The organism is Variovorax sp. SPNA7 (assembly GCF_033807855.1).
In the GTDB taxonomy this organism is placed as follows: domain Bacteria; phylum Pseudomonadota; class Gammaproteobacteria; order Burkholderiales; family Burkholderiaceae_C; genus Variovorax; species Variovorax beijingensis.
In genome coordinates, this window is record NZ_CP138513.1 from 5,090,192 (window position 1) to 5,105,676 (window position 15,485).

Sequence of the window (15,485 nt, forward strand, 5' to 3'; positions counted from 1 at the left end):
GAGACATCACCCATGAAGTTCACCCGCCGCACGCTGCAAAGCGCCGCCGCCCTGGCGCTGCTGGGCGCCTTCGCCGCCTCGCCCGCCTTGGCCCAGGACAAGCCCAAGGTGGCGCTGGTCATGAAGTCGCTGGCCAACGAATTCTTCCGCACCATGGAAGACGGCGCCAAGGCGCACCAGAAGGCGCATGCCGCGCAGTACACGCTGGTGGCCAACGGCATCAAGGACGAGACCGACACGGCCGCCCAGATCAAGATGGTCGAGCAGATGATGGCGCAGAAGATCAATGCGCTGGTCATCGCGCCGGCCGATTCGAAGGCGCTGGTGCCGGTGGTCAAGGCGGCCATCGACCGGGGCATCCTGGTGGTCAACATCGACAACCAGTTCGACGCCGCCGCGCTGAAGGAAAAGGGCATCCAGGTGCCCTTCGTCGGCCCCGACAACCGCGCCGGCGCCAAGCTGGTGGGCGACGAGCTCGCCAAGAGCCTGAAGGCCGGCGACAAGGTCGGCATCATCGAAGGCGTGTCGACCACCTTCAATGCGCAGCAGCGCACCCTCGGCTACCAGGACGCCATGAAGGCCGCCGGCGCCACGGTGGTGGGCGTGCAGTCGGGCCAGTGGGAAATCGACAAGGGCAACACGGTGGCCGCCGGCATGATGCGCGAGCACCCCGACCTGAAGGCGCTGCTCGCGGGCAACGACAGCATGGCGCTGGGCGCCGTGGCTGCCGTCAAGGCCGCGGGCAAGACCGGCAAGGTGCTGGTGGTGGGCTACGACAACATCGGCGCCATCAAGCCGATGCTGGCCGACGGCCGCGTGCTTGCCACCGCCGACCAGTTCGCGGCCAGGCAGGCGGTGTTCGGCATCGAGACCGCGCTCAAGGCGCTGGCCGAGAAGAAGCCGCAGTCGAGCATGCCGGCCGAAGTGAAAACCGACGTGGTGCTGGTCACCAAGACCTCGGCCAAGTAAATGTTGCTCGCCCCCAGTCTTCGCGCACTTCGTGTCGCTTCGCCCACCCCCTACCGGGGGCAACACCTGAGGCCCGGCGAAGCCGGTTCCTCGGTGTTTCTGGAATGAGGTGGTCACCGTGACTGACGCCCATCGCAGTACGCCGGTGCTCTCGCTGAGCGCGCTCGGCAAGGACTATGCGGCGCCGGTGCTCGACGACGTCTCGCTGGTGCTGAACGCCGGCGAAGTGCTCGCGCTCACGGGCGAGAACGGCGCCGGCAAGAGCACGCTGTCGAAGATCGTCTGCGGCTTGGTGCAGCCCACGCGCGGGCAGATGCTGCTGGGCGGCGCGGCGTTCCAGCCTGCTTCCCGCCGCGACGCCGAGCGGCTGGGCGTGCGCATGGTCATGCAGGAACTGGGGCTGGTCACCACGCTGTCGGTGGCCGAGAACCTGCTGCTCGACCGGCTGCCCAACCGGACCGGCTGGATCCGCCGCGGCAAGCTGCACGAGCTGGCCGCGCGCCAGCTCGCGAAGATCGGCATGGAGCACATCGACCCGGCCACGCCCGTGGCGCGGCTGGGCATCGGCCAGCAGCAGATGGTCGAGATTGCGCGCAACCTGCAGGACGACACGCGCGTGCTGGTGCTCGACGAGCCCACCGCCATGCTCACGCCGCGCGAGACCTCGCACCTGTTCGAGCAGATCGAGCTGCTGAAGGCGCGCGGCGTGGCCATCGTCTACGTGTCGCACCGGCTCGAGGAACTGCAGCGCATTGCCGACCGCGTGGCGGTGCTGCGCGACGGCCGGCTGGTGGACGTGCGCGCCATGGCCGGCGTGCGCGAAGCCGAGCTGGTGCAGCGCATGGTGGGCCGCGCGGTGCACGAGCACGAAGGCCGCGACCGCCGCGTGGCGGGACCGGTGCTGCTGAGCGCGCGCGGCATCGGCCGGGCCGAGGCCGTGAAAGACGTCGACATCGACCTGCACGCGGGCGAAGTCATGGGCCTGGCGGGCCTGGTCGGCTCGGGCCGGACCGAACTCGTGCGCCTGCTGTTCGGCGCCGACCGCGCCGACCGCGGCGAAATTCTTCTCTACGACGGCATCGCCGCCACGCAGCCGGTGCAGCGCGTGCGCAAGGGCTGGCGCTCGCCGATGCAGGCCATCCGCGCCGGCATCGGCCTGGTGACCGAAGACCGCAAGTCGCAGGGGCTGCTGCTCACGCAATCGATCCGCGTCAACGCCACGCTGAGCGACCTGGGCGCCATCTCGCATGCCGGCTGGCTGCAGCGCGCCAAGGAGCGCGGCATTGCCAGGCGGCTGGTGGACCTGCTGCGCATCCGCTCGCGCAGCATCGAACAGCCGGTGGCCACCCTGAGCGGCGGCAACCAGCAGAAAGTGGTGTTCGCGCGCTGGCTGCACCGCGAATGCAAGGTGCTGCTGCTCGACGAGCCCACGCGCGGCGTGGACGTGGGCGCGCGCGCCGACCTGTACGCCGAGCTCGACCGCATGACCGACGCCGGCAAGGCGCTCCTGATGGTGTCGAGCGACCTGCGCGAACTCATGGCCATGTGCGACCGCATCGGCGTGATGAGCGCCGGCCGGCTGGTCGCGGTGTTCGAGCGCGGCCACTGGAGCGAGCAATCGCTGCTGGCCGCCGCCTTCAGCGATGCGGCAGGCCGCGCCGCCAACCCGGCAACCCCCACGGCGGGCTCCGCCATTTCCGATTCGAATCCGGGCCAACCGGCCACCGCCGAGACACCATGACCGCAGCCGCTGCTACCTCCGCCACGCCCTCCGCCTTGAAGGGCCAGCTGGGCACCTACGTGGGCCTGACCGTCGTGCTCGTGGGCATGGTCGCGCTCTTCGGCACGCTGAGCGAATATTTCCTCACGCGCGAAACCTTCATCTCCATTGCCAACGAGATTCCCGCGCTCGCGGTGATGGCCGTCGGCATGACCTTCGTCCTGATCATCGCGGGCATCGACCTGTCGGTGGGCTCGGTGCTTGCACTGAGCGCGGCCGTCACGGCCGCCGCCATCCTCCAGTGGAAGCTCTCGGTGCCGGTGGCCGCCGCGCTGGGCCTGGCCACCGGGCTGGTGTGCGGCAGCGTGACGGGCGCGGTGTCGGTCGCCTGGCGGCTGCCGAGCTTCATCGTCTCGCTGGGCATGCTGGAGGCGGTGCGCGGCGGCGCCTACCTGGTGACCGATTCGCGCACGCAGTACGTGGGCGACGCCATCTCGGGCCTGGCCGCGCCGTGGATCGGCGGCATCTCCGCGGCCTTCGTGCTCGCGGTGGTGCTGGTGGCCGCCGGCCAGCTGGTGCTCACGCGCACGGTGTTCGGCCGGCACGTGGTGGGCATCGGCACCAACGAAGAAGCCATGCGGCTCGCGGGCATCGATCCGCGGCCGATCCGCATCATCGTGTTTGCCGCCACCGGCCTGCTGGCGGGCCTGGCCGGACTCATGCAGTCGGCCCGGCTCGAAGCGGCCGACCCCAATGCCGGCGTCGGCATCGAGCTGCAGGTGATTGCGGCCGTGGTGATCGGCGGCACCAGCCTCATGGGCGGGCGCGGCTCGGTGGTCAACACCTTCTTCGGCGTGCTGATCATCGCGGTGCTCGAGGCCGGGCTTGCGCAGGTGGGCGCCAGCGAACCGAGCAAACGCATCATCACCGGCGCGGTCATCGTGGTTGCGGTGATCATCGACACCTTGCGCCAGCGCCGGGCCGATCGCCGCCTGGCCTGACGCTGCATAAAAAGGGGAAGCAACCATGGCCACCATCAAGGACGTCGCGCTCCGCGCGGGAGTTTCGGTCACCACCGTCTCGCACGTGGTCAACGACACGCGCCATGTGAGCGCCAAGGGGCGCGAGCGCGTGGAAGAGGCCATCCGCGAGTTGGGCTACGTGCCCAACGCCATGGCGCGCAGCCTCAAGAGCAACACCACCTCGACGCTCGGCATGCTGATTCCGAACAGCTCGAACCCCTACTTTGCCGAGATCGTGCGCATCGTCGAAGACCGCTGCTTCGGCGCCGGCTACACGCTGGTGCTGTGCAACACCGACGACGAGCCGCGCCGCCAGAGCGTCTACCTGCAGGTGCTGGCGGAGCGCCGCATCGACGGGCTGATCGTGGTGTCGACCGGTGCCGGCGACGACGATTCGCTCGTCACGCAGCTGCACGGCCTGCGCATTCCCACGGTGCTGGTCGACCGCGAGATTGCCGACCCGGCCTGCGACCTGGTGGAGACCGCCCACATGCAGGGCGGCCTGCTGGCGGTGCGGCACCTGCTGTCGCTCGGCCACAAGCGCATTGCCTGCATCGGCGGGCCGGTGGGCGTGATGCCGAGCGAACAGCGCATCGAGGGCTGGCGCATGGCGCTGGCCGAGAGCGGCGCCACACCCGACATCGCGAATGCCGACGCCCTGCTGTGGCGCGGCGGCTTCACGAGCCAGGGCGGCTACGAGGCGATGCACGCCATCCTGCGCACCGAAGAGGCGCCCTCGGCCGTCTTCGTCTGCAACGACCTGATGGCCATCGGCGCCCTGCGCGCCGCGCATGAAAGCGGCGTGCACGTGCCCGACGAGCTCTCGATCGTCGGCTTCGACGACATCGAACTCTCGGCCTACACCAGCCCGCCGCTCACCACCGTGGCGCAGCCCAAGGAGCGCATCGGCGCGCTCGCGGTCGACATGCTGCTGGAGCGCGTGGGCGGCAAGCGGCGCGATGCGCGCAAGGTGGTGCTGCAGCCCGAGCTGCGCGTGCGCGCCTCGACCGCGCGGCACGCGAGCTTCCGCGAGGCCGCCGCGCCGTCTTCTTCTTCATCCTCTTCCGCGTCCGAAGCGGCAGCCGCGCCAAGCCGAAAGTCCCGCACCCCGTGAGTTCGAAGCCTTCTTCCTCTTCTTCCAGCGCCGCCCCGCCGCCGCGCATCGTGGTGCTCGGCAGCCTGAACATGGACATCGTGCTGCGCGTGCCGCACGCGCCGGCCGCGGGCGAAACCCTGCTGGGCCATTCGATCGCCCACATTCCGGGCGGCAAGGGCGCCAACCAGGCCGTGAGCTGCGCGCGCGAAGGCGGCCGCGTCGGCATGATCGGCTGCGTCGGCGACGACGCGCACGGCCAGGCGCTGCGCGATGCGCTCGGGCGCGACGGCATCGACACCGCCGCGCTGCGCACGAGCAGCAGCGAGCCCACGGGCACCGCGCTGATCCTGGTGGAAGACGGCGGCCAGAACCGCATCGTGATGATCCCCGGCGCCAACGCGCAGGCCGAGATCGACGCGGCGGCGCTGCGGCAGCAGCTGCAGGGCGCGGCCTTCCTGGTGACGCAGTTCGAGATACCGATGGACCAGGTCGCGCGTGCCATTTCGGTGGCGCACGAGGCCGGCTGCAAGGTGCTGCTCAACCCGTCGCCGGTGCAGCCGATCGCCGAGCCGCTGTGGCCGCGCATCGACACGCTGGTCGTCAACGAGATCGAGGCCGAGGCGCTGTGCGGCCAGGGCGCCGACAGCCCGCAGGAAGCAGCACTGGCCGGCCAGGCATTGCGCGCCAAGGGCATCGCGCGCGTGGTCGTCACGCTCGGCGCGCGCGGCGCCGTGGCCGTGGATGCCGATGGCGCGCGCCACCATCCCGCGCCCCAGGTGCAGGCGGTCGACACCACGGCCGCAGGCGACACCTTCCTGGGCGCGCTGGCCGTGGCGCTGGGCGAAGGCCAGTCCTTCGACGAAGCCGTGCGCCTGGGCATCCGCGCCGCCGCGCTGTGCATCCAGCAGCCCGGCGCCCAGCCTTCCATTCCGCAGCGCGACGCCGTGCTGCAAAGCCCCATGCCTCCCAACTGGATCGCGCTGTGAAACGTACCGCCCTGCTGCATGCCGAACTCTCGCAAGTGATTGCCGCGCTCGGCCATGGCGACATGCTGGTGATCGGCGATGCCGGCCTGCCGATTCCCGACGGCCCGCGGCGCATCGACCTGGCCGTGGCGCGCGGCGTGCCGCTGCTGGCCGACGTGCTGCAGGCCGTGCTGTCGGAGATGCAGGTCGAGAGCGTGGTGGTGGCCGACGAGGCGCTGAACGGCGCCAAGGCCCTGCCCGCCTGGTACCCGCAGTCGCTCGGCATGGCGCCGCAGACCGTCTCGCACGAGGAGTTCAAGCGCCGCAGCGCGAAGGCGCGCGCCATCGTGCGCACGGGCGAATGCACGCCCTACGCCAACATCATGCTGATTGCCGGCGTGAGCTTCTGAGGCGCCGCCGGGTTCAGTCCGGCAGGCGCGAGCGCACGACCGGACCGATGCGCTCGATGCGGTTGGTCCACAGGCCGCCGCGATAGTCGGCCGGCAGCTTTGCGAGCGACTCGGCACTGTCGATGCCGCTGCTGAAATCGCCGCCGGCATACGGCCCGACCACCACCAGCTGCGTGCCGGCAGCCTCCAGGCGCCGCTGCAGCCGATGCGGCCAGCCCCAGAGCCATGGCGCCACATTGGCCGGCACCAGCATCAAGCCGCCTCGGCATGCTTCGGGCATGTAGCCAGACCAGCCGAGCGCCGCGTAGCGCAGCAGGCACTGCACCAGCGCACGGCGCGGCGCAACCCGGATACCCGGCAGCGCCTGCTCGAGCGCACCGACCGGCTCGTCGCTGCCGTACACCACAAGCCGATCCCGCTGCGCCGCATCGAGCGCGGCGAGATGGCCTGCAAGCAGCCGGCCTTCTTCCGGATCGCGGCTCTTCATGTGGATGAGAAAGCGCCGTGCCGGGAATGCATCCAGCACCTGCGCCAGGCTCGGCATCAGCCCGGTGCCCTTGCCCCGCAGCGGATAGGTCTTGCCGCCGTCGGCGGTATAGCCGTGGCCGACGTCCAGCGCCTGCAGCTGCGCCAGCGTGTGGTCGCGCACGACGCCTCGTCCGTCGGTGCGGCATTCGAGCCTCCAGTCGTGGAACACCGCAAAGGCGCCGTCGCGCGTGGGGTGGACGTCGAATTCCACCATGTCCGCGCCCGCGTCGAAAGCGGCCCGCATCGAGGCCAGCGTGTTCTCGATCAGCGCATGCGTCGGCGCATGGATGCGCGCGGCGGTGCAGGTGTCGTTGCGCAGGCCGTGCGTGTCGAAGGTCTGGTGCACGCCGCGGTGCGACAGCAGGAAGGACTGCACGGCAGGCGGCTCGATCCAGCGCGACTGGTTGCCGGCAAAGAGCAGCATCGAGGCCACCGCGGCGATGGCCGAAAACCACGCCAGCCCGCGCAGCGTGCGGCGCTTCCAGCCGCCTTTTTTCATTCGAAGCGGTAGTTCGCACCCACGGCCTGCCCCACCTTGAGCATGTGCTCCACGCCCTGCAGCACGATGCAGTTCATGCCGAAGGTGATGCGCCCGTCGACGCGCGGATCGGCGCGGTAGGTGCGCAGCATGTCGCCGACCTCGGGGCTGCTCGTGGCGGTGGCCGGGTCGATGTCGGGAATCGGGCAGCGGGTGCAGGGCTTGACGGGCTTGAACTCGGCCTCGCCTTCGCCGGTGGCGACGTGCAGCGCGTCGACCCGGTCCTCGTCCTGCGACTCGATGCCGGCCAGCACGATGTTCGGCCGGAAGCGCTCGATGCCCACTGCATCGTGGCCCGCAGCGGCCAGCCGCTCGTTGAGCTCGGCCAGCGAGCCCTCGCTGGCCACCAGCAGCGGAAAGCCGTCGGCGAACTGGTTCGTCGCCTCGACGCCATCGGTCCACTGCAGGCTCGACAGGCGCTTGTGCTCGGGGTCGAAGCGCACCAGCCGCAGCGCCTGCGGCTTGCCCGGCTCGGAGAGAAAGTCGCTGAACCACTGGGCGGCGATGTCGCCCATGTCGTAGGCCGCCACCTCGTCCTTCCAGACGCGCACGCGCACCGGCTTCTCGACCCGGTCGAACGCCAGGTGCAGGGCCAGCATGCCCGGCGCGCGCAGCACCACTTCCATGTGCTTCATCTGCGGGCGGATCAGCGCCATGCGCGGCAATTGCCGCTGGGTCACGAACTCGCCCTCTGCATCGACCACCATCCAGGCGCGGTCGAATTCCAGGCCGGTCTCGGTCAGCAGCGCCTCGGGAAGCTCGACCCCCGCGCACGATTTGACGGGGTAGACGAACAGGCGCGCAATGGTGGCTTCAATGTCGAAGGCGGGCTGTGGCACGTGGGGTTCCTTGGATTCCTTGGAATTGGGCAGCGATTGTCCCGCATCGGCCCGCCGGGGCGCAGCCCGGGATTGGGCTTGTTCTTACAATGGCCGGATGGCCCTCCCTCCTGAAGTTTGCATTCGCGGCGCCGGCATCGTGGGCCGCACGCTGGCCCTGCTGCTCGCACGCGAGCGCGTGCGCGTCGCGCTGGTGGTTCCGCCCGCCGCGGCAGGCAAGCAGGACATCCGGGCCTATGCGCTCAACACCGCCTCCCGCACCCTGCTCGAATCGCTGCGCGCCTGGCCCGACGCGGCGCATGCCACGCCGGTGCGCGAGATGCTCGTGCACGGCGACGAAGGCGGGCGCGTGCAGTTCAGCGCCGTGCGGCAGAAGGTCGATGCGCTGGCCTGGATCGTCGATGTGCCGGCGCTCGAGCAGCAGCTGGCCGATGCGGTGCGCTTCCAGCCCCAGGTCGAGGTCGTGTCCGAGCCCGTACCCGCGCCGCTCACCGTGGTGTGCGAAGGCAAGGCCAGCGCCACGCGCGAGGCCCTCGGCGTGAGCTACGCGGTCACGCGCTATCCGCAGCATGCGATTGCGGCGCGGCTCGAAGCCACGCAACCGCACGACGGCGTGGCGCGCCAGTGGTTCAACGACACGGGCGAGGTGCTGGCGCTGCTGCCGATGGGCGGCGTGCAGGGCCGTTCGCTGGCGCTGGTGTGGTCAGTCGACCAGCTCCGCGCGCCCGCCCTGCTGGCGCAAGGCGACGAGGAATTCAATGCCGCGGTGAGCGAGGCCAGCCATGGCGCGCTCGGCCCGCTCCGGCTCACGAGCGAGCGCGCCGCCTGGCCGCTCGCGCGCGCCATTGCCGATCGCTGGACCGGCACCATGCCGCAGGCGAAGGGTGCGGCCGCGCAGTCGTGGGCACTGGCCGGCGACGCGGCCCACACGGTGCATCCGCTTGCGGGCCAGGGCCTCAACCTCGGCCTGGCCGATGCGGCCATGCTGGCCGACGTGATCCGGCAGCGCGAATATTGGCGCAGCGTGGGCGACCCGCGCCTGCTGCGCCGCTACGAACGCGCGCGCCGCGCCGACGTGCTGCAGATGAGCCTGGCCACCGACGGCCTGCAGCAGCTGTTCTCGCACAGCGTGGGGCCCCTGCCCGCGCTGCGCAACTGGGGCATGCGCGGCTTCGACCGCACGCGCCTCCTCAAGCACTGGATCGCCAACCAGGCGATGGGCTTGAAGGCATGAATCCATCGACCGGACTTCCAATGAAACTCGCACGCAACCTTCTTCTCGCCGCCTGCACGCTGGCCGCGGCCGCCACGGCCCTGGCCGGTGAGGCCGAGATCCGCAAGAACCTTCCGGCGCGCATTCCGCAGTTCCCGACCATCGACGAAGTCACCAAGTCGCCGCTGCCGGGCCTCTACGAAGTGCGCGTGAACGGCTTCCAGATCTACTACACCGACGAGCAGGGCAACTACCTGCTGCAGGGCAACCTGATCGACGTGAATGCGCGCAAGAACCTGACCGAGGAGCGCATCGAGAAGCTCAGCCAGGTCTCGTTCGACAAGCTGCCCGTGAAAGACGCCATCAAGATCGTGCGCGGCAGCGGCAAGCGCAAGCTCGCGGTGTTCGAAGACCCGAACTGCGGCTACTGCAAGCGCTTCGAGAAAGACATGAAGGCGGTCGACAACGTCACCGTCTACCTGTTCCTCTACCCCGTGCTCGGTCCCGATTCGGCCGTCAAGTCGCGCGACATCTGGTGCAGCAAGGACAAGGGCAAGGCCTGGGGCGACTGGATGGAAGCCAATGTCAAGCCCGCCAGCGCGGCATCCAGCTGCGACGTGACCGCCCTGCAGCGCAACGTCGAGTTCGGCCGCAAGTACAACATCACCGGCACGCCCACGCTGATCTTCAGCGACGGCACCCGCGCGCCGGGCGCCATTCCCGCGGACCAGGTCGAGAAGCAACTCGCCGCCTCCATCAACTGATGGCCGCGCCGACCGTTTCCCGGCGCGCGCGAGCGGCTGCGCCGGCCGCCGCGGTGCACTACCGCATCGAGTGCGCGGACCTGCATGCGCATCTCTTCGCCGTCACCCTGACCATCGAGGCCCCCGCCGCGCAGCAGCGCGTGGCGCTGCCGGTGTGGATTCCGGGCAGCTACCTGGTGCGCGAGTTCGCCAAGAACCTGCAGGGCCTGCGCGCCACGCAAGGACGCCGCAAGCCCGCGCTGACGCAGCTCGACAAGTGCAGCTGGCAGGTCGACTGCGTGCCGGGCCAGCCGCTGGTGCTGCATTACCAGGTCTGCGCCTACGACAACTCGGTGCGCACCGCGTGGCTCGACGCCGGCCGCGGCTTCTTCAACGGCACCAGCCTGTGCCTGCGCGTCGAGGGCCAGACCGATGCGCCGCATGCGCTGGACATCAGTGCGCCCGCCTTGCCGCCCGGCGACGATGCGCGCTGGTCGTGCGCCACCGCGCTCGTTCCCTCGAAGATCGACAAGCACGGCTTCGGCCGCTACCTGGCGGCCGGCTACGACGAACTGGCCGACAGCCCGGTCGAGATGGGCCCCTTCTGGAGCGCCGAATTCGAGGCCTGCGGCGTACCGCACCGCTTCGTCATCGCGGGTGCCGCCGCCTCGTTCGACGGCGAACGCCTGATTGCCGACACGCAGGCCATCTGCGAAGCCGAGATCCGCTTCTGGCACGGCGACAAGGCCGGCAAGCGTGGCGGCCCCAAGCTGCCGATCGACCGCTACGTGTTCATGCTCAACGCGGTGGACGACGGCTACGGCGGGCTCGAGCACCGGCATTCCACCGCGCTGATCTGCAACCGGCGCGACCTGCCGCAGCGCGGCGCGAAGAAGCAGCCCGAGGGCTACACCACGCTGATGGGCCTCATCAGCCACGAGTACTTCCACACCTGGAACGTCAAGCGCATGCGCCCGGCCGAGTTCGCGCACTACGACTACGGCCGCGAGAACTACACGCAGATGCTGTGGTTCTTCGAGGGCTTCACCAGCTACTACGACGACCTGCTGCTGCGCCGCGCCGGCCGCATCGATGACGCCGGCTACCTGCGCCTGCTCAACAAGACCGTGAACCAGGTGCTGCAGACGCCGGGCCGGCTCGTGCAGTCGGTGGCCGAGGCGAGCTTCGACGCCTGGGTCAAGTACTACCGGCAGGACGAGCAAACGCCCAACGGCACCGTCAGCTACTACACCAAGGGTGCGCTGGTGGCGCTGTGCTTCGACCTCAGCTTGCGCCGCGAGGGCAAGGGCACGCTCGACGACGTGATGCGCCACCTGTGGACCCAGGGCGGCGGCCCGATCAGCGAGGCCGATGTGGCCGCGGCGCTCCAGGCCGTGGGCGGCCGCTCCTATGCGGCGGAAATCGCGCAATGGATCCACTCGACCGACGAGCTGCCCCTGGCCGAGCTGCTGCGCGCGCATGGCGTGGCCGCGCTCGAAGACCCGTCGCAGCAGGCGCAGGCGCTGGGCCTGCGCGTGGCCGAGGCCAATGGCAGCGTCCAGGTCAAGGTGGTGCTGCGCGGCGGCGCGGCCGAAAAGGCCGGCTTCTCGGCCCACGACGAATGGATCGGCGTCGAGCTGCCCGCGGTCGGCCGCAAGGGCCAGCAGCGCCCCGCGCAGGCCTGGCGCATCGCCAAGCTCGACGACCTGGCGCTGTACCTTGGCGACGCCACCCGCTGCACCGCGCTGGTGGCGCGCGACCGCAAGCTGCTGAGGCTGCCGCTGGTGCTGCCGGAAGGCGCCACCACCTGGCGCCTGTTCTCGCACGATGCGGCAAAGATCGCGGCCTGGCTCGCGCCGGGCGCGCGGCGCTGAGAACCCGCTAGCGTTCGCTTTCCGTGGCAGCGGTGGCCGGCGGCTGCCGCACGAACTGGATCGGCTGCGGCTCGCCCACCAGCACGCAGGGCTTGCCGGTTCGCCGGCAATGGTCCTGCACGCGCCAGTAGGCACCATGGCTCACGCAGCCGGTCTGGCAGATGACGAGGTCGGCGGCGCGCAGGCCGGCTTCGAGCGCCAGCTCGTCGGCATCGTCGCCGCCGTCGTGGTGCAGGTAGCGGCCGCCGGCAATCTCCACCAGCTGGCGCGCGAGCGACGGCGCCTCTTCCTCGCGGCCGACGCACAGCACTGCCTTTTCGCGCAGGTCGGCCGGTGCAGCGCCCAGGGGCCGCGGCATGGCGCGGCGCCGGCTTGCCGCCGGTGCCAGCAGCGCATCGAGGCGCTTGGGCAGCGCACTGCCCGCGGCGGCGCGCGCCGCGAGTTCTTCGCGCACGATCGCAACGGCGGAATCGCGCGCCACCAGCGCGCCGCGCAGCCGCACGACCTGCGCCTCGAGCTGCTCGATGCGCGCGGCCTGCTCGGCCACCACTCGCGAGCAGCGTTCCTGGACCCGGGCATAGGCCCGCAGCAGCACGGCATGTTCTTGCATCGGGAACTCCATGGCGGGCATTCTAGATGAGATTGATTCTCAATTAGACCTGAAGACGAAGTGGCCGCCGCCAGCGCGCCTGCGACGGATGCTGGGTATAGTGAAGCGCGTTTTTTCCCTCTCCCGGAGACACCATGAGCTACGAAAACATCGAAGTGCGGACCGAAGCAGGCAAGGTCGGCATCATCACCCTCAACCGGCCCAAGGCGCTCAACGCGCTCAACGATGCGCTCATGACCGAGCTGGGCACCGCGCTCAAGGCCTTCGATGCCGACGACGCCATCGGCTGCATCATCGTGACCGGCAGCGAACGCGCCTTTGCGGCCGGCGCCGACATCGCCGCGATGGCCAAGTACAGCTTCATCGACACCTACAAGGGCGACTACATCACGCGCAACTGGGAAACCATCCGCTCGATCCGCAAGCCCGTGATCGCGGCGGTGAGTGGCTTCGCGCTGGGCGGCGGCTGCGAGCTCGCGATGATGTGCGACTTCATCATTGCGGCCGACAACGCCAAGTTCGGCCAGCCCGAGATCAAGATCGGCGTGATCCCCGGCGCCGGCGGCACGCAGCGCCTGCCGCGCGCGGTGGGCAAGAGCAAGGCCATGGACATGGCACTCACCGCCCGCATGATGGACGCCGCCGAAGCCGAGCGCGCGGGGCTCGTGAGCCGCGTGGTGCCTTATGCGCAGTTGGCCGACGAAGCGCTTGGTGCCGCGCTGATCATCGCGGGCTACTCGCAGATCGCGGTGATGGCGGCCAAGGAGTCGGTCAACCGCGCGTTCGAGAGCGGCCTCTCCGACGGCGTGATGTTCGAGCGCCGGCTGTTCCATGCGCTGTTTGCCACGGCCGACCAGAAGGAAGGCATGGATGCCTTCCTCGCCAAGCGCCAGCCCGATTTCAAGAACGCCTGAACGATAGCGGTCGCTCGCGTACTGCGCCGCTGCCACTGCTGCTTGTTGCGCTACTGGCGCGCGAGCAGCGCCTTCAACTCGGTCAGCGCCTGTGCCGGCGGCATGCCGATCGACGCGTCGGCCGCCGTGCCCTGCGGTGTCCAGCGCACCTGGTCGCCCGCGATCTCGAGCACCGCGAGCAGGGTGGCGCCGCGGTAGAGCTCCAGCCGCGCCTCGATCGGCGCGGCCAGTTCGGCGCCCGGCGCGGTGGCCGAACGGGCCAGCGTGTTGATCAGCGCGGCCAGCCCTTCGGTGTCGCCGCGCGCGTGGCGCACGCTCTGCCCGGCGCGTGTTGCGTTCAGCGAAGTCCATTGGTCGAGCGCCGAGAACGCACCTTCAGCCGGACCTGCCGCGGCCTTGCCTGCCATCACGGCCGTGCGCGGCGCGGGGGCCGAGCGCAACATGTCGGAGGCGGCCTCGGCACTGGGACTGCGCTGCGGCGCCGACAGGGCTGGAGAAGACGCGGAAACGCCGCCGCCGATGGCCTCGCGGGCGGCGGGCGGCGCTGCGGGAGCCATGGGCGCAGGAGGTGGCGGCGGCGCGATGGCTGCTGCTGGTGATGCTGGTGCCGGTGGAACTGCTGCTGGTGGCGCAGGTGCGGGAAGCGGCGCTGGCAGGGGCGGCGGCTCTGGCGCGGCCTGGCTGATCTGGGGCTCGGGCGCCGGTGCAGCAGCCTGCTTGCCGGAGGGCGGCGGCACCGATCGGCGCACCGCGATATCCCTGCTTCGCATGGACTCTTCGCTCACCGCGTCTCGCGCCGCTTCGGCCTGCGGCTGCGGCTGTACCTGCGCTGGTGCCTGCGCTGGCGCCGGTGGCGGGGCCGATGCGGTAGCCGGCGCGGGCGCCGGTGCCGCAGCCGGTGCCGGAACTCCAGCCGCAGACGGCGCCGCCTCCTGAGCAGTCGCAGGCGCCGAGGCAACTCCCGCCTCTCCATCCAACCGCGCATCGGGCACCGGTTCGCGATGCCAGAGCACGGTCACGAAGGTGGCCAGCAGCACGGTCGCAAAGGCCGCGTTCCACGGCATGCGGGCATGCGATCCCTCGCCGCCGCCGAACAGCCGGCGCCACCACGGCACGGCACTCTTGTCTTCGGCCGCCGGCGCCGCCGCGGGAACCGGTGCGAGGTTGTGCGCCATCTTCCGGATCGCGTCGCGGGTGCGCGGATCGGGCAGTGCGTCGCTGTCGGGCGCGTGGTCGAGCGCGCGGCGCAGTGCGGGATCGCGCAGCGCCGCATCCTCGCCGCCATCGTCGAAGCCAGGGGTGCCGTTGCCGCCGCCGGTGTTCATGCGCGCTGCTCCAGCACCGACAGGTAGCGTTCCATGCAGCCGCGCAGTTTCTGCAGCCCATAGCGCAGGCGGCTGCGCACGGTCTCGAAGCCGATCTGCAGGCTGGCCGCGAGCGCTTCGACGGTCAACCCGTCTTCATGGTGCAGCAGGAACGCGGCGCGCTGCTCGGCCGGCAATTCGTCGAGGCAGGCCAGCAGGCGCCGCCCGGCGGCACGCCAGAACGCGAGTTCTTCGGCCGAAGGATGCGCCGCGGCCTCCATCGCGCCGCGCACGCCGCGGTCGAGCGTGGGAAAGGCAGCAGCGTCGTCGCCATCGTCCGGATGGGCGGCATCGAGCGCCACCTCGCGCCCGCTCACGCGCAGCCGGTCCATCGCCAGGTTGTGCGCAATCGTGAAGGCCCAGGTGCGCCAGGCGGCGCCCTGCGGCGAAAAACTGTCGCGCGCCGAGATGATGCGCACCCAGGTGTCCTGGAACACCTCGTCCGCCTGCGCGGCCAGCCGGGCACCCAGCAGCCGCTTGACGAAGCGGAACAGCCCGCCCTCGTGGCGCGCATAGAGCACGTCGAACGCCGCGCCGTCGCCGCGCGCGTAGGCCAGCATCAACTGGTCGTCGGGCATGGCGTCGCGCTCGGTGGCGGCTTTGGCGGAAGGGGCGCGGGGCAGCGCTGACATCGGCGGATTTTCACCCGGGGTTGTACGGGCGGCGGCCGGCTTCGGGGT

15 protein-coding genes are annotated in these 15,485 nt (G+C 70.4%); 10 read left to right on the forward strand and 5 right to left on the reverse strand.

Annotated features, from left to right (window positions below; all coding sequences use genetic code 11):
- The first annotated feature begins 12 nt into the window (after positions 1-12).
- The 6 genes from RZE77_RS23805 (at position 13) to rbsD (ending at position 6,182) form a co-directional block, all read left to right on the forward strand.
- Positions 13-969: a sugar ABC transporter substrate-binding protein gene (locus RZE77_RS23805; protein ID WP_319439545.1), complete on the forward strand. Its 957-nt coding sequence runs from the start codon at positions 13-15 to the stop codon at positions 967-969.
- A 118-nt stretch (positions 970-1,087) separates the two neighbouring features.
- A complete protein-coding gene (locus tag RZE77_RS23810; protein WP_319439546.1) occupies positions 1,088-2,710 on the forward strand; it encodes a sugar ABC transporter ATP-binding protein in 1,623 nt (540 codons plus the stop codon).
- A complete protein-coding gene (locus tag RZE77_RS23815) occupies positions 2,707-3,690 on the forward strand; it encodes an ABC transporter permease (RefSeq protein ID WP_319439547.1) in 984 nt (327 codons plus the stop codon). Before RZE77_RS23810 ends, RZE77_RS23815 begins: the two co-directional genes overlap by 4 nt.
- Positions 3,691-3,715: 25 nt before the next feature.
- Positions 3,716-4,825, forward strand: coding sequence for a LacI family DNA-binding transcriptional regulator (locus RZE77_RS23820; RefSeq protein WP_319439548.1), 1,110 nt, complete (start codon positions 3,716-3,718; stop codon positions 4,823-4,825).
- Positions 4,822-5,793 (forward strand): ribokinase, encoded by a 972-nt coding sequence (gene rbsK, locus RZE77_RS23825; protein ID WP_319439549.1) that lies wholly within the window; start codon positions 4,822-4,824, stop codon positions 5,791-5,793. Before RZE77_RS23820 ends, rbsK begins: the two co-directional genes overlap by 4 nt.
- Positions 5,790-6,182: a D-ribose pyranase gene (gene rbsD, locus RZE77_RS23830; protein WP_319439550.1), complete on the forward strand. Its 393-nt coding sequence runs from the start codon at positions 5,790-5,792 to the stop codon at positions 6,180-6,182. Before rbsK ends, rbsD begins: the two co-directional genes overlap by 4 nt.
- Before the next feature lie 13 nt (positions 6,183-6,195).
- On the opposite strand, the gene RZE77_RS23835 is transcribed toward rbsD, so the two are convergent.
- Both RZE77_RS23835 and RZE77_RS23840 read right to left on the reverse strand, forming a co-directional pair.
- A complete protein-coding gene (locus RZE77_RS23835; protein ID WP_319439551.1) occupies positions 6,196-7,209 on the reverse strand; it encodes a glycerophosphodiester phosphodiesterase family protein in 1,014 nt (337 codons plus the stop codon).
- Entirely contained in the window at positions 7,206-8,087 is an 882-nt protein-coding gene (locus RZE77_RS23840) for an MOSC domain-containing protein (protein ID WP_319439552.1), read from the reverse strand. Before RZE77_RS23840 ends, RZE77_RS23835 begins: the two co-directional genes overlap by 4 nt.
- 97 nt (positions 8,088-8,184) lie before the next feature.
- Here RZE77_RS23840 and RZE77_RS23845 point away from each other — a divergent pair, with 97 nt between their 5' ends.
- Genes RZE77_RS23845 through RZE77_RS23855 form a run of 3 tightly spaced genes read left to right on the forward strand, consistent with a single transcriptional unit; the run spans position 8,185 to position 11,917 of the window.
- Positions 8,185-9,321 (forward strand): FAD-dependent monooxygenase, encoded by a 1,137-nt coding sequence (locus RZE77_RS23845; RefSeq protein WP_319439553.1) that lies wholly within the window; start codon positions 8,185-8,187, stop codon positions 9,319-9,321.
- Between the two features lie 20 nt (positions 9,322-9,341).
- Positions 9,342-10,064, forward strand: coding sequence for a DsbC family protein (locus RZE77_RS23850; protein WP_319439554.1), 723 nt, complete (start codon positions 9,342-9,344; stop codon positions 10,062-10,064).
- Positions 10,064-11,917, forward strand: a complete 1,854-nt coding sequence (locus tag RZE77_RS23855) for a M61 family metallopeptidase (RefSeq protein ID WP_319439555.1) — start codon at positions 10,064-10,066, stop codon at positions 11,915-11,917. Before RZE77_RS23850 ends, RZE77_RS23855 begins: the two co-directional genes overlap by 1 nt.
- 7 nt (positions 11,918-11,924) lie before the next feature.
- Here RZE77_RS23855 and RZE77_RS23860 read toward each other — a convergent pair whose 3' ends face one another.
- Positions 11,925-12,527: a DUF2325 domain-containing protein gene (locus tag RZE77_RS23860; protein ID WP_319439556.1), complete on the reverse strand. Its 603-nt coding sequence runs from the start codon at positions 12,525-12,527 to the stop codon at positions 11,925-11,927.
- Positions 12,528-12,661: 134 nt separating this feature from the next.
- Here RZE77_RS23860 and RZE77_RS23865 point away from each other — a divergent pair, with 134 nt between their 5' ends.
- A complete protein-coding gene (locus tag RZE77_RS23865; RefSeq protein ID WP_018906228.1) occupies positions 12,662-13,441 on the forward strand; it encodes an enoyl-CoA hydratase in 780 nt (259 codons plus the stop codon).
- A 50-nt stretch (positions 13,442-13,491) separates the two neighbouring features.
- On the opposite strand, the gene RZE77_RS23870 is transcribed toward RZE77_RS23865, so the two are convergent.
- Positions 13,492-14,766: a hypothetical protein gene (locus RZE77_RS23870; protein ID WP_319439557.1), complete on the reverse strand. Its 1,275-nt coding sequence runs from the start codon at positions 14,764-14,766 to the stop codon at positions 13,492-13,494.
- Positions 14,763-15,437 carry a sigma-70 family RNA polymerase sigma factor gene (locus RZE77_RS23875; protein WP_319439558.1) on the reverse strand — a complete coding sequence of 225 codons (675 nt, stop codon included), beginning with the start codon at positions 15,435-15,437 and terminating at the stop codon, positions 14,763-14,765. The genes RZE77_RS23870 and RZE77_RS23875 overlap by 4 nt, the downstream gene beginning before the upstream one ends.
- Positions 15,438-15,485: the final 48 nt, after the last annotated feature.

Coding starts and splice junctions, on each gene's coding strand:
- RZE77_RS23875 (WP_319439558.1), bottom strand. CDS start 15,437: ATGTCAGCGCTGCCCCGCGCCCCTTCCGCCAAAGCCGCCACCGAGCGC.
- RZE77_RS23815 (WP_319439547.1), top strand. CDS start 2,707: ATGACCGCAGCCGCTGCTACCTCCGCCACGCCCTCCGCCTTGAAGGGC.
- RZE77_RS23855 (WP_319439555.1), top strand. CDS start 10,064: ATGGCCGCGCCGACCGTTTCCCGGCGCGCGCGAGCGGCTGCGCCGGCC.
- RZE77_RS23870 (WP_319439557.1), bottom strand. CDS start 14,766: ATGAACACCGGCGGCGGCAACGGCACCCCTGGCTTCGACGATGGCGGC.
- RZE77_RS23850 (WP_319439554.1), top strand. CDS start 9,342: ATGAAACTCGCACGCAACCTTCTTCTCGCCGCCTGCACGCTGGCCGCG.
- RZE77_RS23865 (WP_018906228.1), top strand. CDS start 12,662: ATGAGCTACGAAAACATCGAAGTGCGGACCGAAGCAGGCAAGGTCGGC.
- RZE77_RS23845 (WP_319439553.1), top strand. CDS start 8,185: ATGGCCCTCCCTCCTGAAGTTTGCATTCGCGGCGCCGGCATCGTGGGC.
- RZE77_RS23820 (WP_319439548.1), top strand. CDS start 3,716: ATGGCCACCATCAAGGACGTCGCGCTCCGCGCGGGAGTTTCGGTCACC.
- RZE77_RS23835 (WP_319439551.1), bottom strand. CDS start 7,209: ATGAAAAAAGGCGGCTGGAAGCGCCGCACGCTGCGCGGGCTGGCGTGG.
- RZE77_RS23805 (WP_319439545.1), top strand. CDS start 13: ATGAAGTTCACCCGCCGCACGCTGCAAAGCGCCGCCGCCCTGGCGCTG.
- RZE77_RS23860 (WP_319439556.1), bottom strand. CDS start 12,527: ATGCAAGAACATGCCGTGCTGCTGCGGGCCTATGCCCGGGTCCAGGAA.